We start from the raw sequence: 22,516 nt of genomic DNA on the forward strand, positions 1-22,516 counted from the left end.
GGGCGCCTCACTTTTTTGGAGTATCGCATGTCGTTTCGTATCGGGGCATCGCTCCTGCCCCTGGTCGCGCTGACCGCGGCATGCACCGCCACTCCGGGGCCGTCGGCCGTCGCACCAGTCGCAACATCGGTCGCGAAATTGCCGCCGCTCACCGAGGCGGCCTTTTCCGAAGAATTGACCGAGCGGACCTTCCGCTATTTCTGGGACACCACGGACACCGAGCGGTGCCTCGCGCCCGATCGCTGGCCGAGCAATCCCTTCTCGTCGATCGCGGCGACGGGTTTCGCGCTGACCGCATACGGCATCGGCGCCGAGCGCGGCTATGTGACGCGCGCCGAAGCGGCAGTGCGCACGCGCGATTGCCTGCGTTTCTACTGGACCGCACCGCAGGGCGCCGAAGCGGCGGGCAACACCGGCTACAAGGGCTTCTTCTATCACTTCCTGAAGAATGACGACGGCACGCGCCACAAGACGACCGAATTGTCGACCGTCGACACCAGCCTGTTCCTCGGCGGCGCGCTGTTCGCGCAAAGCTATTACGACGGGAACGATCCGGTCGAGGCCGAAATCCGCGACCTTGCCGAGAAAATCTACACCCGCGTCGACTGGCGCTGGGCCCAGCGCAACACGACGGGCACCGAGGCAAAGAATCTCGCCAATTCGCATGCAATCACGATGGGCTGGAAACCGGAAAAGGGCTTCGAGACGCACGATTGGGTCGGCTATAACGAGGGAATGCTCGTCTACGTCCTCGCGCTCGGATCGCCAACGCACCCGGTCGGCAAGGACGCGTGGGACAAGGGCTGGGCGGCCGAACTCGAAAAGGACTGGGGCAGCTATTACGGGCAGCAGCATCTGCAGTTCGAGCCTTTGTTCGGGCACCAGTACAGCCATGTCTGGGTCGACTTCCGCGGCATCCGCGACGATTTCATGCGCGGCAAGGGTATCGATTATTTCGAGAACAGCCGCCGCGCGACCTTGTCGCAGCGCGCCTATGGCGCCGACAATCCGAACAAATGGGCGGGCTACAGCGCCGATATCTGGGGCTGGACCGCGTCGGACGGACCGGGATATTCGAAGGATAAATATAGCGTCGGCGGAACGCCGCGCTTCTTCAACGGCTATATGGCACGCGGCGTCAGCGCGATCCGCGTCGTCGACGACGGGACGGTCGTCCCGACCGCAGCGGGCGGCTCGGTCGCCTTCGCGCCCGAGGTGGCAATCCCCGCGCTGATGGCGATGCGCACGCAATATGGCGCGCGCCTTTACACGCGTTACGGCTTCAAGGACGCGTTCAACCCCAGCTTTACCTTCGCCGATCCGAATATGCGCAGCGGCGCGGTCGATCCGGTCCACGGCTGGGTCGCGAACGACTATCTTGGCATCGACCAGGGACCAATCCTCGCAATGATGGAAAATCATCGCAGCGGCTTCGTGTGGAAGGTGATGCGGGGGAACCCGCATATCGTCCGCGGGCTCCAGCGCATCGGCTTCACCGGCGGCTGGCTCGACAAGGCGAAAGCGGACTAGGCTCGCTCCCTCATCCCGGCTTTCGTCGGGATGAGGGGTAGCGGTTTCAGCAGCCCTTGCCGATGCACAAATCCGCGACCACCGGATAATGATCCGACGGCAGCTTGCCGCCATTCTGGTCGGTCAGCGTCGCGTGGCGCAGCACCGTCACATCGTCGCTGACAAAGATATGGTCGATCGGGCTTGGGTCCATCTGCGCGATCTTGAAGCCGGTGAAGGTGCCGAGCGGGCCGTAATGCGGCGTGCGGCTGATGATGCGGCTGTCGCGGAGCGCGCCTTTGCCCGGCTCGACGATCGCGGCATAGGGATTGCTCGTCGCGGGGCTGTTGAAGTCGCCCAACAGCACAGCGGTTTCACCCGGCTTGCGCTGTCCGTCGATCCAGCGGCGGATCTGGCGGGCGCTTTCCTGCCGCGCGACTTCGCCGATATGGTCGAAATGGGTGTTCACGACGAGCAAATTACGCTTTGCGCTCTGGTCGTGCAGCCGCGCCCAGGTGGCGATCCGCGGCAGCGCGGCGTCCCAGCCCTTGCTCGGCGTATCGGGCGTCGGCGACAGCCAGAATGTCCCCGATCCGACGAGGGTAAAGCGATCGCGGCGGAAACCCAGCGGCGAATATTCGCCCTTTTCCTTGCCGTCGTCGCGCGCGACGCCGACGAATTGATAGCCGGGAAGGTCGGCCTCGACTGCCTGTTTCTGGTGCTGCAGCACCTCCTGCATCCCCACAAAATCGGGCGCCTGATAGGCGACGAGCGCGATCAGCGCGCTGCGCCGGTGTGGCCAGGCGTTGTCGCCGTCCGACGCGAGATCGAGGCGAATATTGTACGTCATCGCCTCATAATGATCGGCGCGGTCTTTCGCGGCGGCGGGGAGGGCCAGCAGCGCGCCGACCGCGAGGATCAGTATTTTTTTCATCCGAGGTTCCCTCCATTAGCGGCGATCACGCTGCTGTAGAAACGCGCGCTGCGCTTCGGCGTGCGGACCTGTGTTTCATAATCGACATGCACGATGCCGAAGCGTTTCGAAAAGCCCAGCGACCATTCGAGATTGTCGAGCAGCGACCACGCCATATAGCCGCGCACATCGACGCCTCTTCTAATCGCGTCGCCGATCGCCGAGATATGCGTGCGCAGATAATCGCAGCGCAGCGGATCGTCGATCCCATCGGGGCCGGCGGTCGGCGGGTCATAGAAGGCCGCGCCATTTTCGGTGATATAGACGGGGATATCGCCATAGGTGTCGCGGAACCAGACGAGCATGTCGGTGAGCGCGGGCGGATAGACTTCCCAATCGGTCGTCGTGTGCGTCGCGATCTGCTTCACCGGTGAGGCGCCGACGGGCCACTGGCTCGGGTCGGCCTTCACGACGTTGCGCGTGTAATAGTTGATGCCGATGAAATCGACCGGCTGGTTGATCGCTTTCAGATCTTCGGCGGACCATTCGGGCCATGCCTCGCCGAACACTTCGGCGAGTTCGGCAGGGTAAGAGCCTTTCAGCGCCGGATCGAGATATTGGCGGTTCATATAGGCATGCGCGCGTGCGGTTGCGGCGATATCCTCGGCGCTGTCGCTCGCCGGATATTTGGGCTCGATGTTGACGACGAGGCCGATGTCGTGCGCGCCTTCGCTGCGATAGGCCTCTACCGCCGCGCCGTGCGCGCGCATCAGATTGTGGCTCGCGATCGGGGTCTCGAACAGGTTGCGATGCCCGGGGGCGAGCGCGCCGTGGAGATAGCCACCGTCGGTGATCACCCACGGTTCGTTGAGCGTCACCCATTTCTTTACGCGCCCGTCGAGGCGGCGGTACATCACCGAACCATAGTCGGCGAACCAGCCGGCGATATCGCGGTTGAGCCAGCCGCCCTTGTCGTCGAGCGCGGCGGGCAGGTCCCAATGGTGCAGCGTCAGCAACGGTTCGATGTCGTTCTTGAGCAATTCGTCGACCAGCCGCTCATAGAAATCCAGCCCCGGCTCGTTCACGCGCCCGACGCCCTCGGGCAGCACGCGGCCCCAGTTGACGCTGAAACGATAGGCTTTCAGCCCCAATTCCTTCATCAGCGCGACGTCGGCGGGCATGCGGTTATAATGGTCGCATGCGACATCGCCGGTGTCGCCCTTGACCGCCATCAGCCGCGGATCGTGGCTGAACCGCTGCCAGATGCTCGCGCCCGCGCCGTCGGCGAGCGGCGATCCTTCGATCTGATAGGCGGCGGTCGCCGCGCCCCACAGGAAACCGTCGGGGAAGACACTCTTGCTCATTTTTTGTCCTTGTTGGTGATCGTTGGGGAGGGGAGCTTTTGCTCAAGCAACCAGGCGTAGAGCGCCGGGTCGTCATAGGCGGGGTCCCAGGCGTTGTGGCCGAGGTCGGGATAGATGGTCAGGCGGATCTTGCGGCCGCCGCACGCGCGGATCGCGCGCGCCATGGCGAAGCTGCCCTCGGGGATCACGACATCGTCGCGGTCGCCGTGAAACGCCCAGACGGGCAGGTCCATCAGGCGGCACGCCTCACCCGGATTGCCGCGCCCGGCGACCGCTGCCACCGCGGCGAACCGCTTGGGCTCGGCAATCGCCCAGCGCCAGCTGGCATAGCCGCCGCGGCTGAGGCCGGTCAGGTAGATGCGTGCAGCATCGACGCGATAGGTCTTGGCGATATGGTCGACGAGCTTGTCGAGCTTGTCGATGTCCCAGTCCTGATCGGTGCCGAGCAACGGCGACACGGTGAGGAAGGGGAAGGCGGGATCGCGTTCAGCGATCTTCGGCGGACCATGGACCTTGACCTTCGCGACATCGTCGCCGCGCTCGCCCGAGCCGTGGAGGAAGATCAGCAGCGGATATGGCTTCGCGGTGTCGGTCAGATAGCCCTTCGGCACGAACAGCTGATAGGGATAATTGCCGGGCTCGATCGGTCGCTGCGGCGTCTGCCCTTCGACCGCAGGCGGCGCCTTCGTTTTGGCATGGGCGGGAGAGGCGGCGAGGGCGAGGCCCAGCAGCGCCGCGGTCCAATGTCTCATTCGGGGTTCCTCGATTGAGCGCGTCATCCCTTCACGCTCCCGGTCAGAAGCCCGCTCAGATAATAGCGCTGGAGCGCGAGAAAGAGGATGAGAACGGGGAGGGTGGTGACGACCGCGCCGGCCATCATGGTCTCGTAATCCTGCACATTCTGCCGGCTGTTCACCGCGAGCGCGACGGGCAGCGTGACAAGATCCTGATCGGCGAGGATAATCAGCGGCCACATGAAATCGTTCCAGCTCGACAGGAAAACATAGACCGCAAGCGTGACGATGATCGGGGTCAGGATCGGCAGCACGATCCGGCGCAATATCTGTCCCTCGCTCGCGCCGTCGATGCGCGCCGCCTCAAGCATCTCGTCAGGTATCGACAGGCAATATTGGCGGACGAGGAAGATGCCGAAGATGCCCGCCAGCCACGGCACCAGCGCGCCCGCATAGCTATTGACCAGCCCCATCGCCTTCAGTTCGAGGAACAGCGGCAGCATCCCGACCTGTCCAGGCACGACGAGCGCGGCGACGAGCATGCGGAAGATCGCGTCGCGCCCCTTGAAGCGCAGCTTGGCAAAGGCATAGCCCGCAGGGATGGTAAAGAGCAGCGCAAGGCTCGTCGCCAGCGTCGAGATCAGCACACTGTTGAGCAGGAAACGCCCGACCCCGAAGGTGCCGAACAGCAGGCGATAATTTTCGAGCGTGGGGTTCGCGGGCCACAGGGGCGGCGGGAATTGCGCCGCCTCGCCGCGCACCATGAAACTGACCGAGACCATCCACAGCAGCGGCGCGATCGTGACCAGCGCAACGAGCGCGGCGAACAGCGTAACGGACCAGCGACGCAGGCTCATATCGCGCCACTCCGCTTGGCGAGCCTGAGTTGCACGAGCGTAACCGCGAGGATGCAGAGGAAGAGGAGGAAGGCGACCGCCGCGCCCGAGCCGAGATTCCACCATTTGAACCCCTCCTCATACATGAAATAGAGGATGGTGACGGTCGACTGGGCGGGGCCGCCCTGCGTCATCACATAGGGTTCCGCGAACAGCTGGAACATGCCCGCGACGGTCAGCACCGAGACGAGCAGCACCGTCGGGGCGATCGCGGGCAGGGTGACGTGGCGCAGCCGCGTGAACCAGCCCGCGCCGTCGATCCGCGCCGCCTCGTCGAGCTCGCGCGGCACCATCTGCAGCGCGGCGAGGAAGATGATCATATTATAGCCGAAGGTCTTCCACCCGACGAAGATCAGGATCGCGGGCAGCGACGCATGCGGATCGCCGAGCCAGTCGATTGGCGGTACGCCGAAGAAGGAGAGCAGATAGTTGATCAGGCCGTAGCGCGTGTGGAGCAAGTAGCGCCACACCACCGCGGTCGCGACGAGCGTGGTCACATAGGGTGCGAAGAGCGCGACGCGCCACACGGGACGCCATTTCAGCCAGCGCGAATTGACGAGCATCGCCGCGAACAACGACAGCGCGACGATGAAGGGCGTGCCGGCCGCGACGAACAGCAAGGTGTTCGTCATCGCTTTCCAGAACAGCGGATTTTCGATCAGGCGCGCGTAGTTGGCGAGCCCGACGAAGCGGAGGTTTCCGATGTCGGCGAGCGCATAGATGTCGAAATCGGTGAAGCTCAGGAACAGCGACGCGATCGCAGGCAGGACGAAGAAGAGGATGATCGCGGCGAGCGCGGGCGACGACATCGCCCAGCCCGCGCGCGCTTCGCTCGCTCGTCCGGCCGCGCTCACCGCGCACGTCCCTTTTCCAACATCCAGCGCCGCTTTTCGAGCAGGCGGTCGGCGCGGACGTCGATCTCCTTCGCCGCCTCATCGACGCTGTACTGGCCGCGCACCATACGCTCGGCGACGATCTGCATCTCGGTGACGATGCGCTCCCATTCGGGCACCTTGGGCAGCGGGGTCGCATGGTCGAGCTGCGTTGCGAAGGGGGCGACGATCGGGTCGTCCGCGAGCCCCGCTTGCGCCCAGACCGACCGCCGCGCGGGAAGGTCGCCGGTGAGTTGCTGGAATTTGAGCTGCGCGGCGGGTGCCATCAGCCGCGACACCAGATCCCATGCCGCATCGCCATGGTCGTTACCCGCGAATACGACGAGGCTCGATCCGCCCGGTGCCGCCGATCCGATGCCGTCGGGGCCGGGATTCGGCGCGGTCGCCCAATTGCTTTGCATCGCGGAGGCGAGGCGGGACTTCATATCGCCGATCGTCCACGGGCCCGACAGGAACAGGCTGAAATAGCCTTTCGCGAACTCGTCCCACACGTTGGAAATCTGCGCCATCGATGCCAGCGGCGCCAGCCTCTCGTCGAACAAGGATTTGTAGAACGCCAGCGCGGCCTTGAATTCGGGGTCCGAAAAGGCACCGCGCGCGCCGTCGTCGCGCAGCATCCGCGCACCCGCCGACAGCGCGAGCGTCGTCAGCTGCTCATATTCGTTGAGCGGGTAGAGCAGCGCGTAATTGCCCGCGCCGGCCACGCGCTTCACCTTGTGCAGTGCGGCCTTCCATCCGGCCCAGTCGGACGGCGGCGCATCATATCCGGCGCGCGCGAACAGGTCCTTGCGGTAATATTGCAGCCGCGTGTCGACATACCAGGGGATCGCCCACGCCAACCCCGCGATGCGGTTGGTTTCGACCACCGCGCCGAACTGGTCGTCGAGCAGCCCGAGCGCGCGATCGGGGACCGGCGCGATCGCGCCGATCGCGGCCAGTTCGGCGATCCAGCTGTTGCCGACCTGGCCCACTGTGGGCAGCGACCCGCCCGCAAAGCCGGTGAGCAATTTTTCGTGCGCCGCGGTCCACGGCAGCGGCTGGATGGTGATCGGCGGCGCGCCCGCAGGCCAATCGATCGTTTTCAGCAGTGCGGGCAGGCTCGCGGCCTCATTGCCCATCGCCCAGACGGTCAGGGCGGCATCGCCGCGCGCGCCGCAGCCGGTCAACAGCGAAGCAAGGGGCAGCGCCGCGAGCGCGCCCGTCAGATGGCGCCGCGTCAGCTGCATAGGCATGGCCGCGCCGGCTGCGTCATGTCGGCAAGGCTCCTGCCGCAGCAACGGCCGCAGGGATCGCCGCCCCGCCGGTCGTACCGCGCGCGATCAGCGTCGGGGTCAGGATCGTCGCGCTCGCGCCGCCCAGCGTTTCGCCGCGAAGGATGCGCAGCAACATCATCATCGCGGTCGACCCCAGCCGGTCGATCTTGACCTGCATCGTCGTCAGCGACGGATTGAGGTGGCGCGCGAGCGGGATGTCGTCGAACCCCGCCACCAGCACGTCGCCGGGAACCGACTTTCCCGCATTGGCAAGCTCCGCCATCAGCCCGACCGCCATCTGGTCGTTCGCGGCAAAGACGGCGTCAGCGGGCAATTGGCCCTGCACCAGCAACCGGCCGGCCTGTGCGCCGCTTTCCTCCGAAAAATCGCCGGGCAGGATCGCGGGGTTCGAAATCTTCGCGATCTTCGCCATCGCATCGACAAAGCCGCGCTGGCGGTCGCGCGCGTCGCGGTTATGCTTCGGCCCCGCGATATGGACGATTTGCCGCATGCCGCGCGCCAGCAGCGCCTCGGTCATCGCATAGGCGCCGCGATAATTGTCGACTGCCACAAACGGGAGGTCGAGTGACCCCGCGTCATAGTTGAGCAGCACCGTCGGGAGCGCGGGATCGAGATAATCGGCGAGCAATTCGGGCTTCAAATCGGGCGGCATCACGAGCAGCCCGTCGACACGCCCGCGCATCGCCGCGATCGCGGCGGCGGTCTCGTGCGTGCTGCCATGCATGTTGCCGAGCAGCAAGTGCATACCCGATTCATGCGCGACGAGGTCGATGCCGCGGATGATTTCGGAGAAGAATTCGCCGAACAGGTCGGGCAGGATGACGCCGACGGTATCGGTCTTGCGGCGCGTCAGGCTGCGCGCGCCGCTGTGCGGGACGAAGTTCAGTTTCTTGACCGCCGCCATTACCGCGGCCTTTGTCGGCGCCGTGACGTTGCCGAGCCCGTTGATGGCCCGCGATGCCGTCGCCACCGAAACCCCCGCTTCGCGGGCGACGTCCCTCAATGTAGCCATGCCGTCGGGCCCCTTTCCCTCATATGGCGCCAAGCCGCTGTTGCGACTCTGTTTTTTTATCCATGCCGGGCGCGGAAACCGTCACACCGTAACCGGTTACACGAGCAAAATGCAAGGTCATTCCCCCACCGTCCGGAGCGCCTGACCGTCGGCGCCGAACAGGTGCAGATGCGCGGGCGGCAGCGAGGCCAAGACCGTGTCGCCTTCGTCGAAGCTGCCGTCGTCGCGCAGTTGACACGCGATCGGCTCGTCACCCTCGCGTCCGCCCAGATGCAGCGTCGCGAGCCCGCCCAGCCGCTCGATAAAGCGGATCGTGAAAGGCAGCGCGTCCGGTGCGTTGCCGATCGCGATATCCTCGGGCCGGATACCGATTGAGAGCGGCGTTCCCGCCGTCAGCGCCGCCGCGAGCGGGGGCAGGGCGATGCTGCGGCCATCTTCGAGCGCCGCGCGACCATCGGCGGCGATGGTCGCGGGCAGGATGTTCATCCGCGGCGTGCCGAGGAATTGCGCGACGAAGATGTTCGCCGGCCGCTCATAGAGTTCGCGCGGGGTGCCGACCTGCTCGATCCGTCCGTCGCGCAGCACGATGATCCGGTCGGCGAGCGTCATCGCCTCGACCTGATCGTGCGTGACGTACAGCGTCGTCGTGCCGAGCTGGCGGTGCAGACTGGCGAATTCGTATCGCATCCGCACGCGCAAATCGGCGTCGAGGTTCGACAGCGGCTCGTCGAACAGGAAGATCTGCGGCTGGCGCACGATCGCGCGCCCGATCGCGACGCGTTGCCGCTGCCCGCCCGACAGCGCGGCGGGCTTGCGATCGAGCAGCGCCTCGATGTTCAATGTCTCCGCCGCGCGTCGCACGGCGGCGTCGATTTCGCTCTTCGCCGCCTTCGCGATCTTGAGACCGAACGCCATATTCTCGCGCACCGTCAGATGCGGGTAAAGCGCGTAGGATTGGAACACCATCGCTATGCCGCGCTCCGACGGGGGCAGGCTGGTCACGTCGCGGTCGCCGATGACGATGCGGCCGCCGGTCAGCTCTTCGAGCCCCGCGACCGACCGGAGCAGCGTCGACTTGCCGCACCCCGACGGGCCGACGATCACCGTGAATTCACCGTCGGCGACGTCGATGGACACGCCTTTCAGCACCTCGGTGGTGCCGAAGCTCTTGCGCGCGCCGTTGATCGACAGTCCGGCCATGGCCCCCTCGTTTTTAATGCCTCAGTGAACGGTCACGCCCGCGCCCGCCTGTCGGGCCGGAGCCCGTCCGGCGGCGATGGCGAAGACGCAGAGCGCGGCATAGCACGCGGCGGGAAGGATCAGCGCGGCGGTATAGCCGACCGCGCCCGACAGCAGCCCGATGAAATAGGGGATCACCGCTCCGCCGACGATCGCGGTGCAGAGCAGCCCCGATGTCGCCTCGGCGCGCGCGGTCGAGCGTTCGAGCGTCAGGGTGAAGATCACCGGGAACATGATCGAATTGAACAGGCCGATCGACAGCACGACGAAGCCCGCCGTCACGCCGCCGACAAGGACGATATAGAGGCAGAGCAGCGCGGCGATGGCGGTGAACGCCACGAGCATCTTCGATGCCGAGAAGCGCGCGAGCAGCACCGATCCGATCGCGCGCCCGACCATCGCGCCGCCCCAGTACAGCGCGACGGCCTTTCCGGCCTCCTGCAGCGAAACGCCGGGGACGCCGTCATTTCCCATGATCCAGCCGAAGGTGCCAAAGGCGGCGTCCGACTGCCCCCAGATCGCATCGCTGTTGAGGAACAGCGCCATCTGCGTGCCGATCGCAACCTCGGCGCCGACATAGAGGAAGATCGCGAGGCCCCCGAGCAGCGCCCAGCGTGACGAAAAGGCTTCGCGGATCAGCTCGCCCATTCCGGCGCGCTCGCCGATCGGCGCGGGCGGGACGGCTTCGTTGACGATCCGCCGGCTGACCCAGAAGAACAGCAGAAGCGCGACGATCAGCCCGCAGATCCAGAAATAGGCCGAATCGATCCCGGCGAGCGCCTGCGCGCGCACGGCTTCGGTGACGACCGTGCCCTCCTTGACCTCGACGCCTTCGAGGAACAGGTGCGCGCCGATCAGTGGGCCGAGGAAGGTGCCGAAGCTGTTGAACGTCTGGCTGAAGGTCAGGCGGAAATGGCTGCGTTTCGGATCGCCCAGCGCCGCCGCGAGCGGGTTCGCCGCGACCTGCAGGATGGTGATGCCGCTCGCGAGGATGAAGAGGCCCGCCAGCACGAGCGGATAAATCGCGAGGTTCGCCGCCGCGAGCATGACGAGGCAGCCGACGACCATCGTCGATAGCGCGGTCAGGATCGAGGGCACCGAATGAAAACGCGCGATCAGCGCGGCGGCGGGAAAGGACATCAGGCCATAGGCGATGAAGAAGGCCGAGGCCGACAGCTGCGCTTCGGCGTCACTCAGCGTGAAGATGCCTTTCACCGCGGCGACCAGCGGATCGATCAGCGAGGTGATGAAGCCCCAGGCGAAGAAGAGCACGGTCACCGCGGCAAAGGCCGCCATGGCATTCGAGCGACCACCGCTATGGGTGGCCGCCTGGCTGGGCACGTTCATCCGGAATATCCTCTTCGCCGAAACTATGTTATGCGCAGCGGTCTAACGAGCGGCCCGAGGCAATGCAACCGGTTACATTTTTGTGGCCCTTGCCTGCCTTTCCCATGTCTCCGCCAATGATCCCGCATCACGCGAAATAATCGTTCGTCACCCACTGGCGCGCTCGCGCGCGACTGGTTACATGGGCCGCCACCAAACGAATCGCGTGTGCCGCCCGGAAAACCGGGGCAGGCGCCGCCCGCACCAGAAAGTGGCACCCATGGAAATCATCACCGGCCTCACCTTCGACGATGTGCTGCTGGTGCCCGGCGCGTCGGATATCCTGCCGTCGGACGCGAACCTGTCGACCCAGCTCACCAGCGAAATCAGCCTCAACATCCCGATCCTCTCCTCGGCGATGGACACGGTGACCGAGGCCGACATGGCGATCCTGATGGCGCAGATCGGCGGCATCGGCGTCCTCCACCGCAATCTGACGATCGAGGAACAGGCCGCGGCAGTGCGGCAGGTCAAGCGCTTTGAAAGCGGCATGATCGTCAACCCGATCACCATCACCCCCGACGCGCCGCTCTCCTATGCGATTGCGTTGATGGACCAGCACCGCATCTCGGGCATCCCCGTCGTCGAGACCGGCGGCAAGCTCGTCGGCATCCTCACCCACCGCGACGTGCGCTTCGCCGACAATCCCGGCCAGCCGGTGCGCGAGTTGATGACCGCCGAAAATCTCGCGACGGTCCGCGCCGGGGTCGGGCAGGACGAGGCGCGCAAGCTGCTGCACCAGCGCCGCATCGAAAAGCTGCTCGTCGTCGACGATGATTATCATTGCATCGGCCTGATCACCGTCAAGGATATGGAAAAGGCGGTCAATTTCCCCGACGCGACGAAGGATAGCAGCGGCCGCCTGCGCGTTGCCGCGGCGACCAACACCGGCCCGACGGGGATCGAACGCGCCGAAGCCTTGCTCGACGCCGAATGCGACCTGATTGTCGTCGATACCGCGCACGGCCATAGCAAGATGGTCGGCCAGACGGTCGAGGCGATCAAGAAACTGTCGAACCGCGTTCAGATCCTGGCGGGCAATGTCGCCACCGGCGATGCGACCAAGGCGCTGATCGACGCCGGCGCCGACGGCGTGAAGGTCGGCATCGGCCCCGGCTCGATCTGCACGACGCGCATCGTCGCGGGTGTCGGCGTGCCGCAGCTCACCGCGATCCTCGACAGCGTCGAGGCGGCGTCGAAGTTGGGCGTCCCCGTGATCGCCGATGGCGGCCTCCGCACCTCGGGCGACATCGCCAAGGCTCTGGCCGCGGGCGCGTCGAGCGTGATGGTCGGATCGATGCTCGCGGGCACTGCCGAGGCACCGGGCGAAACCTTCCTCTATCAGGGTCGCACCTATAAAAGCTATCGCGGCATGGGCAGCGTCGGCGCGATGGCGCGCGGCTCGGCCGACCGCTATTTCCAGCAGGACATCAAGGATCAGATGAAGCTGGTCCCCGAGGGCATCGAGGGCCAGGTTCCGTTCAAGGGTCCCGCCAAGGACGTGATCCACCAGATGGTCGGCGGCGTGAAGGCGGCGATGGGCTATACCGGCAGCCGCACGCTCAAGGATTTCCGCGAGCGCGCGAAATTCGTGCGGATCACCAACGCGGGCCTGCGCGAAAGCCATGTCCACGACGTCGCGATCACGCGCGAAGCACCGAACTATCCGGCGGGTTGAGGTTTTTCGCTTCGTCATTGCGAGGAGCGAAGCGACGCGGCAATCCAGAGCCCGCGTAAACCGCCACTGGATTGCTTCGCTTCGCTCGCAATGACGAGATAAAGGAAAAGCCATGACCCCCGCAGCCCGCGTCCAGACCGCTATCGAAATCCTCGATGCCATCGCCACCTCCGCACGCGACGGCGGGGCACCTGCCGACGCGATCTTTGCCGAGGCGATGCGCGCGCGCCGCTATGCCGGATCGAAGGACCGCCGCGCGATCCGCAATCATGTCTATGACGCGATCCGCAGCGTGCGGTCGGTGCCGGTCTCAGGCCGCGCCGCGATGCTGGCGCTAGCCGATACCGACCCCGAACTCGCCGCGCTGTTCGACGGCACACCCTATGGCCCTGCAGCGATGGCCGCCGACGAACCGCGCGCCGAAACCGGGGTCGCCACCACCGCGCTGATGAAACTCTTCGACCCGCTCGTGGGAAAGGCGGAGCGCGAGGCGATGCTGGTGCGCGCGCCGCTCGACCTGCGCGCCAACCGGCTGCGCTCGAGCCGCGACGAACTCGCGCTGATCTTTCCGGACGGCGAAGCGATTACCGGTCTTGCCGATGGCTGGCGCCTGCCCGGTGAAACCGCGGCGGTCCAGCATGCCTCCTACGCCGAAGGGCAGTTCGAGGTGCAGGACGCCGCGAGCCAATATGCCGCCGCCGCGCTTGACGCTGAAGCGGGACAGGTGGTCATCGATCTGTGTGCCGGCGCCGGCGGCAAGACGCTCGCGATCGCTTCGGCGACGGGCGACGAAGCCGCGATCCTCGCCTGCGACACCAATCGCGCGCGGCTTCAGCAATTGCCGCCGCGCGCGCACCGCGCCGGGGCAACGGCGATCGAAACGCTGCTGCTCAATCCGGGGCAGGAACGCGCGATGCTCGCCGACCGGATGGGCAAGGCCGATCGCGTCATCGTCGACGCTCCCTGTTCGGGCAGCGGCACCTGGCGGCGCAGCCCCGAACTGCGCTGGCGCTCGACCCCCGCGCGGCTCGACCGTCATGTCGCCGAACAGGCGAAACTGATGGACATCGGTGCCGATCTTGTGGCGCCGGGCGGCAAACTTCTCTATGCTGTCTGCTCGATCATCACGCGCGAGGGGCGGGCACAGGTGGACGATTTTCTGAACCGGCATCCCGGCTGGACGGCCGACGACGGCTATCTGCCGAACGGCGTCGGGCGCGCCGCAGGGGCGGGCTATCTGATGACTCCGGGCCACGACGGCTGCGACGGATTTTTTCTCGCACGACTGACGGCGCCATGTTAGCATCGCCTGCAATGAAGCGATGGGAGAATGCGATGCGTGTCGGCTTTCTGGCTCTTTCGGCGGGATTGATCCTCGCCAGCCTGCCCACAGCGTCCGATGCGCAACGCGCCGATAACGACATCTTCCCCCGCTCGATCGCGCTCCAGCAAGACGGTCACAAGGCGCAGGAAGCCGGCGATCTCGACGCCGCCATCGGTTTTTACGAATCGGCGCTCGCCGCCGACCCGCGCAATCGGTCGGCGATCATCGCGCTGGCGCAGGTCGCGCGCGCGCAGGGGCTGCCGGGCAAGGCGATCGGCCTTTATCGCGAGGCGCTTGTCCTCGAACCCAACGACGTCGTCGCGCTGACCGGGCAGGGCGAGGCGCTCGCCGACAAGGGTGCGCTCGAACTCGCGCGCGAAAAGCTCGCCGAGGCGCAGCGCGTGTGCAGCGACAAATGCCCGCAGGTCGCCGCGCTCGAAAAGACGATCGCATCGAGCGCATCGAAGCGCGTCGTCGCCGCCGAAGTGCTGGTGCCGAAGCCCGTTGTCGCAACCGTGGGCGCGACCAGCAACAAGAACTAAAACTAGGCGCCGAGCGCCCGCGCCAGTGCCACCCATTCGGCGACGCCGACCGTCTCGGCGCGCCGCGTCGGCTCGATCCCCAGCGCCTCGGCCGCGGCAACCGCGCCCTCGACACCCTTCAGGCTCTGCCGCAGCATCTTGCGCCGCTGGCCGAATCCCTTTTCGGTGAGCTTCGACAGCAGTTTCGGAGCGACGCCTTCGGGCTGCTCGGCCGGCGTTACATGGACGATCGCCGACATCACCTTCGGCGGCGGCGTGAAGGCCGAGCGGTGAACTTTCATCGCGATCTTCGCGGTCGAGCGCCACTGCGCGAGCACCGCCAGTCGCCCGTAGGCGTCGGTCCCGACCGGCGCGACGATCCGCTCGGCGACCTCGAGCTGGAACATCAGCGTCAGCGACAGCCAGCGCGGCGGCCAGGCCGCCGGCTCCAGCCAGCGCGTGAACAGCGCGGTGCCGACATTATAGGGCAGGTTGGCGACGATATGATATGGCGCGCCGCCTGTCAGCGCGTCGACATCGACCGCCATCGCGTCGTCGGCGATCACCGTCAGCTGCCCCGGAAACGCCTCACCAAGCTCGCCGAGCAAAGGCAGGCAGCGGTCATCGCGCTCGACCGCGATCACCTTCGCGCCTGCGCGCAGCAATGCGCGCGTCAGCCCGCCGGGACCCGGGCCGACCTCGAATACCGTCGCGCCGTCAAGATCGCCAGGAATTGCCGCGATGCGATCGAGCAATTGCTCGTCGAACAGAAAATTTTGCCCCAGCGCCTTGCTCGCCGACAGGCCGTGCGCGCGCACCGTCTCGCGTAGCGGGGGCAATATGGGCGCGGGCCGGGCCGTCACTTCGCCGGCGCGTAGCTGCGCTCGCGCGCCGCGGCGAGCTGGGCGGCCATCGCGATCGCCGCGATCGTCGGCCCCGGATCGGCGGCGCCGGTGCCCGCGATATTGAACGCCGTGCCATGATCGGGCGACGTGCGGATGATCGGCAGGCCGAGCGTCAGATTGACGCCGTCGTGGAAATGCAGCGCCTTGAACGGGGTCAGCGCCTGATCGTGATAAGGGCAGAGCAGCGCGTCATAGTTCGCGCGAATGGCGGGTGCGAACAGCCCGTCGGCGGCGAGCGGGCCGTCGACGATGATCCCTTCCTCGGCGAGCTGCGCGACCGCGGGCGCCATGATGCGCTCTTCCTCGCTGCCCAATTGCCCGCTCTCGCCCGCGTGCGGGTTGAGCCCGGCGAGCGCGATGCGCGGCGCGTGGATTCCGAAATCGCGCTTCAGCCCGCGCGCGACGATCCGCGCCTTGGCGACGATCAGTTCGACGGTCAGCCGCTCGGGCACTTCGGACAGCGGAATATGCACCGTCAGCGGGACGACGCGCAGGCTCGGCCCCGCCAGCATCATCACGGCATTGGTCGCGGTGACGCCGCAGCGTTCGGCAATGAATTCGGTCTGCCCGGGATGCGTATAGCCGATGCCGTGCAGCGCATATTTTGATACCGAACCCGTGACGAGCGCCGAGCTCGCCTGATTGCGGGTCAGCCCGATCCCCGTCTCGAGCGCATGGAGCGCGCAGGTTGCCCCCGCCGGGGTCGGTACGCCGGGGGTCAGCGGGCCGCTATCCTCCAGATGCCAGACGGGCAGAGCATCGCCAAAGGCCCGCACCACCTCGTCCATGTCGCCGACGCGCGCGACCGGGCCGTCCCAGACGGCGGCGATCGCCGCGGCATCGCCGATGGCGACAAAGGGGGGCAGGTTGTGTTCGCGGCGCGCGGCCCATGCGCGGGCCGTGACTTCGGGGCCGACGCCGGCCGGGTCACCCATGGTAACCGCGATCGGCTGTCGATTGCTGAAATCAGGCATAGGGTCAGCTATATTCGATCACGGCATCCCGGCGCAGGTCGCGCAGATAGCGCTGGGCCCGCTTGTTGACCTTGTCTTCCAGCAATTTCTGTTCGATCTGCTCGAGGTTCGGGGCGGTCGCGGTCTGCGGCATGTCGCGGCCGCAGAGCACGAGGACGCTGACGCCTTCGTTGGCAGCGCCGAACGGCTGCGTCGTCTGCCCGATCTGCAGACTGGCCAGCGTCGCTTGCAGCGGCGCCGGCAGCGCGCGCATCTCGATATTGTCGCGCGACACGACGGTGGCGCCCAAGCCCTGCGCCACCGCGTCGGCTGCGCCGCAACCGGCGATGCCGCGAGTCTTTTCGGCAAATTGGCCTGCCAATTCGGAAGCCTTCGCGGGCGTGGTGCCCGCCGGGAAGTCGAGCGAAATCTGCTTGAGGCTGAGGATCGCGTCACGCGGGTCGGCGGTCAGCACCTGGCGCCGGTCGATCATCAGCATGATCGAAATGCCGCCCGGAACCTCGATCGGGCCGACGAGCTGGCCCGGCGCCATCTGCGTTGCCGCTTCGCCCATCGATCCGGGCAGCTGCCCGGCCTTTACCCAGCCCAGATCGCCGCCAACGACGGCGGTCGAGGCTTCCGAAAACTGGCGTGCATAGGCGGCAAAGCTGCCGCCCGCCTGCAACGCCTGAATGATCTTCTTGGCATTTTCGGTCACCGCAGCGGCGGTTTCCGGGGTCGACGACAGATAGATTTCGCCGAGGTGGAACTCGTCCTGGCCCTTGGTTCCGGTCATCTGGTCGGCGACGATCTTGACCTCTTCGGTCGACACGTTGGTCGTCGACTGGATGTTACGCGACAGCAAGCGGTCCCAGGCGAATTCGCCGCGGATCTGCTGCTTCACCGCCGCTGCCGACGAGCCTTTCGACGTAAGATAGGTCGAAAACTGCTCGGGCGTCTGCTTGAAACGCGTGGCGAGGCGAGCGAACTGCTGGTTTACGACATTCTCGTCGATCGTGATTTCGGCCGCCTTGGCTTCCTGAATCTGCAGTTTTTCGTCGATCAGGTTGCTGAACACCTGGCTGCGCAGCCGTTGGACTTCCTCGGGCGGCAGTTCGACATTGTTGTTGGCGATGCGGATCAGCGCCATGCGCTGCTCGATATCGGTCGCGGTGATGATCTCGCCATTCACGGTGGCGGAAGGGCGATAGACGTTCGGCTTGGCATCGCCGAAAAGCTGCACATTGCCCGGGATGTTGAGGCTGGTCGTCGGAACGTCACTGTCGGCAACGGTCTGGGCCAGCACGGGCGTTACGCCAACGGCAGCCAGCGCGATCAGGCCGGTCATGGTCGAAAATTTGGTCATCTTTACCCTATTCGAGAAAGTCCGGACGCTCCGTATCAGCGGAAACGCCCGATGGTCCAGCGCAATCCGCCATATAGACCGTTTGATGCCGGGACATAGGCCGCAGACGCTGAACCTAGGCTGAGCGAACGGCCTCAGAACCCGAGGTTGCGGAAGGCGATGCGGAACGAGAAGCTGTTGCCGCGCTTCGCGTCGCCGGTGTCGGCATAGTCGCGCCGCCAGGTCAGCGCGATCGACAGGCATTCGTCGTCATAGGCGACGCCCAGGCGATGGCGAATCGGCTCGAAGCCGTCGGCGCCGCTCAGCGGATCGTCGCTTTGCTTGGTCAGATCGACGATTGCCGACCCGAACACCGACCAGTGTTTCGCGAACGCGACGCGGCCGCCGGCGCGCACCTCCTCGCGGTCCTGCAAATCCTCGCCGAGCAGCAGGATGTCGCGGTTGAGCCGCGAATAGCCGAGCACGGCATAGGTCGAGCGGCTGCCGATCGTCGCGTCGAATTCGTTGCGGCGGATCGCGAAATTATCCTTGTCGAGCCGGTAGCGGTGGGTCAGGCGCAGGAAATCGCGATAGGCAACCGTCGTGCGTCCGACGATGTCCGACGTCCGGTCGGTCAGCCCGGTGCCGTCGGGAAACAGGCTGGGCTTGTCCGACAGCCGATAGCTCTGGCCGACGACGCTGCTGATGTTGAAGCCCGGCCGGCTGTAATTCCATTCGACGCCGTAGGTGATGCGCGCGCCATCCTCGAACCGGTCATGGCCGTTGAAGCGGTTGATCGCGAACAAATTGCTGTCTTCGAGATCGAAGGCGCGCGAATCCTCGTTCGGGATGTCGATATTCTCGATCGGCGGGGTGGCGACGATCTGGACGCGCGGGGTCAGCGTCTGCGTGCCGCCCGCGAATTCGCCGACGAAGGGCCAGCGCATGTCGGCGGCGACCGCAGCGATCGCGCGCGCCTGCCAGCCCGATTTGCCGCGATAGCCGGGGATCGCGGTCAGCAGATTCTCGTCGCTGTGATAGACGTCGCCGCGCACCAACGCGGTCAGCGTCACTTCCTGCCCCAATCCGGTCAGCCCACGCAAATCCCAGCGCGCGCCGGCAAAGGCGCGCTGCGTGTCCTGCCCCGCAGTGCGGCCGATCGCGAGCGTGTTGAGCTGCAATTCGAACTGCCCGCCAAAGATCGGATCGGCGAGCCGCTGGCGATAGTCGATGATCGGCAGCGCGATCGGCTGCTGGCCCTGTTCGTCGTTGCGGCGCAGCGTCTGCGTCGCCCAGCCGGCGATCGACAGATATGAATTGCCCCCGATCCGCTCGAGCTCGAAGGTCGAGCGCAGCCGGTCGTCGCGGCTGATGTCATAGCGCCGCATGAAGGTGCGGTCGGTCGCGATGCGGCCCGAATAGGTCAGGCTCCAATGCGGGTCGAACTGGAACTTGCCCGCGCTCTCAAGATAACCGCGAAAGCGCTTTTCGCTGTCGGGATCCTCACCGGTCAGCGGGACGAGCGAGCCATAGGTCGCATAGCCGTTGATACGGAACGATCCGATGTCGGTCAGCGCGCGGAACTCGCCTTCCAGCATCGGCGCCGCGCTGGTGTAGAGGTGCGGGGTGATCGTGATGTCGCGGTCGGACGCAAGCCGCAAATAATAGGGCACCGCGATTTCGAACCCGTTGCTGCGGTCCAGCCGGATTTCGGGAACCAATATGCCGCTGCTCGGCTCGTTGTTGATCGAATGGCTGAGACCGGGGAGCGGGATCAGCGGCAGGCCGAAAATCTCGACGCGCGCGCCCTTGTAACGGACCTTGTTCTTCGCCCGGTCGTACATCACCTTGACCGCGCGAATCTGCCAGCTCGGGTTCTTGGGGCAGCCTTCGTCGTCCTCGACCGGGCAGGGAGTATAGGCCGCGTTTTCCAGCTCGATATTGCCATTGTCGAAGCGCGTGCCCTTGATCGCGGCGAGGCGCGATCCATTGTCGAGCACGACGAGCATGTTTTCGACGACGCCGTCGCGCAAGCTGTCGGTCAGCTCGATCTTGTCGCCATAGGCGGTGTCGCCTTCGGGGTTTTTGATGACGACATTGCCCTCGGCGAAGACCTGACCCGTCTTCCGGTTCCAGGTGACCTTGTCGGAGCGCATCTCGACCGCTTCGCGGTTCATCTGGACATTGCCCTCGGCCACGACGACTTCGGTGTCGCTGTCATAGTTGAGGTTATCGGCGGCGAAACCGATCTGGTCTTCGTCCTTGACCGCGGGCGCATCCGTGGTGGTCGGGACGACGTCGGGCGTCTGCAGGTTGGGCGCGCCCACGACCTCTTCCGGCTGGGCCGGATTCGCTTGGGTCTGGGCCAGCACGGGGCACGCGGCCAAGGCCGCGCCGCTCGCCGTCGCCAGCCAGAACGGCCGTGCGCGCGCTGCTTGTTGGAACAAAGCCCAGCTCATTTTGATATCTTTGTCCCGCACCTTATTTAGCGTCCACCCGGCTTGGACCGGCAGCTTTGTTTTTGCAACTCGCAAGCGAAACCCCTATCGGTCCGCCACGTTCCAATCAATCATCGCATAAGAAAGTTAAGGCATGGACATTCAGTTTGTCGCGCAAATCGATGCGTCTGCCGACGTCGTCGCATTTCCGGTCCGCAAGGGCGAGGCGGGCACGCTCGGCGCATTGCTCGGCGCCGCGGCGGCGCAGGCACGCTTCGACGGCGCGGCGGGTACGATCGCCGAAACCGCGGCGATCGACGGCGAACAGGCGAAGCGCCTGCTCCTCGTCGGCATCGGCGAGGGCGGCGAGCAGGATCTCGAGCGCGGCGGCGCGGCGTTGACGGCAAAGCTGCAGACGAGCGGCGCGACCGCGGTCCATGTCGATTTCGCGAGCGCGGGGCAGAGCGACGCCGACGATGTCCTCGCCTTCGCGATGGGCGCGCGTCTTCGCAACTGGCGCCTCGATACCTATCGCACGCGCCTTGCCGACAAGGCAAAACCGAGCCTGAAGACGGTGACGATCGCGTCGCCGCACGGCGATCTGTCCGGCCGCTGGGCCGAAAATGAAGCGATTGCCGATGGCGTCGCGCTCACCCAGACGCTCGTCGCCGAGCCGCCGAACATCCTTTACCCGGAGACGTTCGTCGAACGCTGCCAGCACCTGACCGACCTTGGCGTCGAACTCGAAATACTCGACGAACGCCAGATGAAGGCGCTCGGCATGGGCGCGTTGCTCGGTGTCGCGCAGGGCTCGACGCGTCCGCCGCGGCTGCTCGCGATGCGCTGGAACGGCGGCAATCCGGGTGAAGCGCCCGTCGTCTTCATCGGCAAGGGCGTCACCTTCGACACCGGCGGGATCAGCCTGAAACCGGGCGCCGGCATGGACATGATGAAATGGGACATGGGCGGCGCGGGCGCGGTCGCGGGCGCGATCAAGGCGATCGCGGGCCGCAAGGCGAAGGCGAACGTCGTCGGCGTCGTCGGCCTCGTCGAAAATATGCCCGACGGTAATGCGATGCGCCCCGGCGACATCGTCACCACCATGTCGGGGCAGACGGTCGAGGTGCTCAACACCGACGCCGAAGGCCGCCTCGTCCTCTGCGATGCGATCAGCTGGGCGCAGAGCGCCTATAACCCCAAGGTGATCGTCGATCTCGCGACGCTGACCGGGGCGATGGTCATCTCGCTCGGCCACGAATATGCGGGCATCTTCGCGAACGACGATACGCTCGCGGCCGATCTGCTCGCAGCGGGTGAGGCCAGCAACAACAAGCTGTGGCGTTTCCCGTTGTCGCCCGCCTACGACAAGCTGATCGACAGCCCGATCGCCGACATGAAGAATATCGGCCCGCGCGAAGGCGGCTCGATCACCGCGGCGCAGTTCCTGAAGCGCTTTGTCGACGAAGGCGTCGCCTGGGCGCATCTCGACATCGCGGGCATGGCGTGGGCCGACAAGGACGGTCCGGTGTGGGCGAAGGGTGCGACCGGATACGGCGTGCGCCTGCTCGACCGCTACATCGCCGCCAACCACGAAGGCTGAACGAAACGGGGCAGGGGAGCATGGCGCGCGTCGACTTTTACCGGCTGACCCGCGACCCGGTCGAACGGGTGCTCCCCGCGCTCGCGACGCGCATATTGGCAAATGGCGACCGCCTGCTAGTGGTCGCCGCGCCCGCGATGCAGCGGCAGGCGATCGACGAGGCGCTATGGACGCTGCAACCCGCCAGCTTCCTGCCGCACGGAAATGCGGGGTCGCCCGACGAGGAAATCGAGCCGATCCTGATTTCGGGCACGCTCGACCCGTCGCCGCCCAACCGCGCGACACTCGTCGCGCTCGCCGACGGCGAATGGCGCGAGGAAGCACTCGGCTTCGAGCGCACATTCCTGCTCTTCGACAACAGCCGCATCGACGACGCGCGTGCGCTCTGGCGCACGCTGGCGGCACGCGAAGACGTCGACAACCGCTTCTGGAAACAGGACGAAAACGGCCGCTGGTCCGAAGGGCCCTAAGCGTCCGGCGCTCTGTCCTTGCAGTGCAGCAAAAGCGCGGCTAGAGGCGCGCGCATCGCAGA

General features: G+C 65.9%; 19 protein-coding genes. 6 read left to right on the top strand and 13 right to left on the bottom strand.

What is annotated here, in order from left to right; all coding sequences use genetic code 11:
- Positions 1–27: 27 nt before the first annotated feature.
- The gene (locus V8J55_RS19515; RefSeq protein ID WP_336447257.1) at positions 28–1,530 is read left to right on the top strand and encodes a glucoamylase family protein; all 1,503 of its coding nucleotides are present in this window, start codon (positions 28–30) and stop codon (positions 1,528–1,530) included.
- Between the two features lie 46 nt (positions 1,531–1,576).
- Here the strand turns inward: V8J55_RS19515 and V8J55_RS19520 are convergent, their stop codons facing one another.
- From V8J55_RS19520 to V8J55_RS19560, 9 genes are all read right to left on the bottom strand, one after another.
- Positions 1,577–2,443, bottom strand: a complete 867-nt coding sequence (locus tag V8J55_RS19520; protein ID WP_336447258.1) for an endonuclease/exonuclease/phosphatase family protein — start codon at positions 2,441–2,443, stop codon at positions 1,577–1,579.
- Positions 2,440–3,786, bottom strand: a complete 1,347-nt coding sequence (locus V8J55_RS19525; RefSeq protein WP_336447259.1) for a GH1 family beta-glucosidase — start codon at positions 3,784–3,786, stop codon at positions 2,440–2,442. Before V8J55_RS19525 ends, V8J55_RS19520 begins: the two co-directional genes overlap by 4 nt.
- Positions 3,783–4,538 carry a prolyl oligopeptidase family serine peptidase gene (locus V8J55_RS19530; RefSeq protein ID WP_336447260.1) on the bottom strand — a complete coding sequence of 252 codons (756 nt, stop codon included), beginning with the start codon at positions 4,536–4,538 and terminating at the stop codon, positions 3,783–3,785. Before V8J55_RS19530 ends, V8J55_RS19525 begins: the two co-directional genes overlap by 4 nt.
- 23 nt (positions 4,539–4,561) lie before the next feature.
- Positions 4,562–5,377 (bottom strand): carbohydrate ABC transporter permease, encoded by an 816-nt coding sequence (locus tag V8J55_RS19535; RefSeq protein WP_336447261.1) that lies wholly within the window; start codon positions 5,375–5,377, stop codon positions 4,562–4,564.
- Positions 5,374–6,270: a carbohydrate ABC transporter permease gene (locus V8J55_RS19540; protein ID WP_336447262.1), complete on the bottom strand. Its 897-nt coding sequence runs from the start codon at positions 6,268–6,270 to the stop codon at positions 5,374–5,376. The genes V8J55_RS19535 and V8J55_RS19540 overlap by 4 nt, the downstream gene beginning before the upstream one ends.
- Complete coding sequence (locus tag V8J55_RS19545; protein WP_336447263.1) at positions 6,267–7,541, bottom strand: extracellular solute-binding protein; 1,275 nt, start codon at positions 7,539–7,541, stop codon at positions 6,267–6,269. Before V8J55_RS19545 ends, V8J55_RS19540 begins: the two co-directional genes overlap by 4 nt.
- Before the next feature lie 16 nt (positions 7,542–7,557).
- The gene (locus V8J55_RS19550; protein ID WP_336447264.1) at positions 7,558–8,595 is read right to left on the bottom strand and encodes a LacI family DNA-binding transcriptional regulator; all 1,038 of its coding nucleotides are present in this window, start codon (positions 8,593–8,595) and stop codon (positions 7,558–7,560) included.
- A gap of 117 nt (positions 8,596–8,712) precedes the next feature.
- Positions 8,713–9,795: an ABC transporter ATP-binding protein gene (locus V8J55_RS19555; RefSeq protein WP_336447265.1), complete on the bottom strand. Its 1,083-nt coding sequence runs from the start codon at positions 9,793–9,795 to the stop codon at positions 8,713–8,715.
- Between the two features lie 21 nt (positions 9,796–9,816).
- Complete coding sequence (locus V8J55_RS19560) at positions 9,817–11,181, bottom strand: MFS transporter (protein ID WP_336447266.1); 1,365 nt, start codon at positions 11,179–11,181, stop codon at positions 9,817–9,819.
- Between the two features lie 259 nt (positions 11,182–11,440).
- Between V8J55_RS19560 and guaB the strand changes: the two genes are divergently transcribed.
- From guaB to V8J55_RS19575, 3 genes are all read left to right on the top strand, one after another.
- On the top strand, positions 11,441–12,898 hold the full coding sequence (gene guaB / locus V8J55_RS19565; protein ID WP_336447267.1) for an IMP dehydrogenase: 1,458 nt from the start codon (positions 11,441–11,443) through the stop codon (positions 12,896–12,898).
- 112 nt (positions 12,899–13,010) lie between these two features.
- Entirely contained in the window at positions 13,011–14,201 is a 1,191-nt protein-coding gene (locus V8J55_RS19570; protein ID WP_336447268.1) for an RsmB/NOP family class I SAM-dependent RNA methyltransferase, read from the top strand.
- 32 nt (positions 14,202–14,233) lie between these two features.
- Positions 14,234–14,764: a tetratricopeptide repeat protein gene (locus V8J55_RS19575; RefSeq protein WP_336447269.1), complete on the top strand. Its 531-nt coding sequence runs from the start codon at positions 14,234–14,236 to the stop codon at positions 14,762–14,764.
- Positions 14,765–14,766: 2 nt separating this feature from the next.
- Here V8J55_RS19575 and rsmA read toward each other — a convergent pair whose 3' ends face one another.
- The 4 genes from rsmA to V8J55_RS19595 all read right to left on the bottom strand — a co-directional run bounded on the left by rsmA (position 14,767) and on the right by V8J55_RS19595 (position 20,405).
- A complete protein-coding gene (gene rsmA / locus V8J55_RS19580) occupies positions 14,767–15,582 on the bottom strand; it encodes a 16S rRNA (adenine(1518)-N(6)/adenine(1519)-N(6))-dimethyltransferase RsmA (RefSeq protein WP_443030844.1) in 816 nt (271 codons plus the stop codon).
- A 20-nt stretch (positions 15,583–15,602) separates the two neighbouring features.
- Positions 15,603–16,622 carry a 4-hydroxythreonine-4-phosphate dehydrogenase PdxA gene (pdxA, locus tag V8J55_RS19585; protein WP_336447271.1) on the bottom strand — a complete coding sequence of 340 codons (1,020 nt, stop codon included), beginning with the start codon at positions 16,620–16,622 and terminating at the stop codon, positions 15,603–15,605.
- 4 nt (positions 16,623–16,626) lie between these two features.
- Complete coding sequence (locus tag V8J55_RS19590; protein WP_336447272.1) at positions 16,627–17,967, bottom strand: peptidylprolyl isomerase; 1,341 nt, start codon at positions 17,965–17,967, stop codon at positions 16,627–16,629.
- A 134-nt stretch (positions 17,968–18,101) separates the two neighbouring features.
- Entirely contained in the window at positions 18,102–20,405 is a 2,304-nt protein-coding gene (locus tag V8J55_RS19595; RefSeq protein ID WP_336447273.1) for an LPS-assembly protein LptD, read from the bottom strand.
- A gap of 133 nt (positions 20,406–20,538) precedes the next feature.
- Here V8J55_RS19595 and V8J55_RS19600 point away from each other — a divergent pair, with 133 nt between their 5' ends.
- Positions 20,539–21,984: a leucyl aminopeptidase gene (locus tag V8J55_RS19600; RefSeq protein WP_336447274.1), complete on the top strand. Its 1,446-nt coding sequence runs from the start codon at positions 20,539–20,541 to the stop codon at positions 21,982–21,984.
- 20 nt (positions 21,985–22,004) lie between these two features.
- The gene (locus V8J55_RS19605; protein ID WP_336447275.1) at positions 22,005–22,454 is read left to right on the top strand and encodes a DNA polymerase III subunit chi; all 450 of its coding nucleotides are present in this window, start codon (positions 22,005–22,007) and stop codon (positions 22,452–22,454) included.
- The last annotated feature ends 62 nt before the right edge of the window (positions 22,455–22,516 follow it).

This window comes from Sphingopyxis sp. CCNWLW2, assembly GCF_037095755.1.
GTDB lineage: Bacteria > Pseudomonadota > Alphaproteobacteria > Sphingomonadales > Sphingomonadaceae > Sphingopyxis.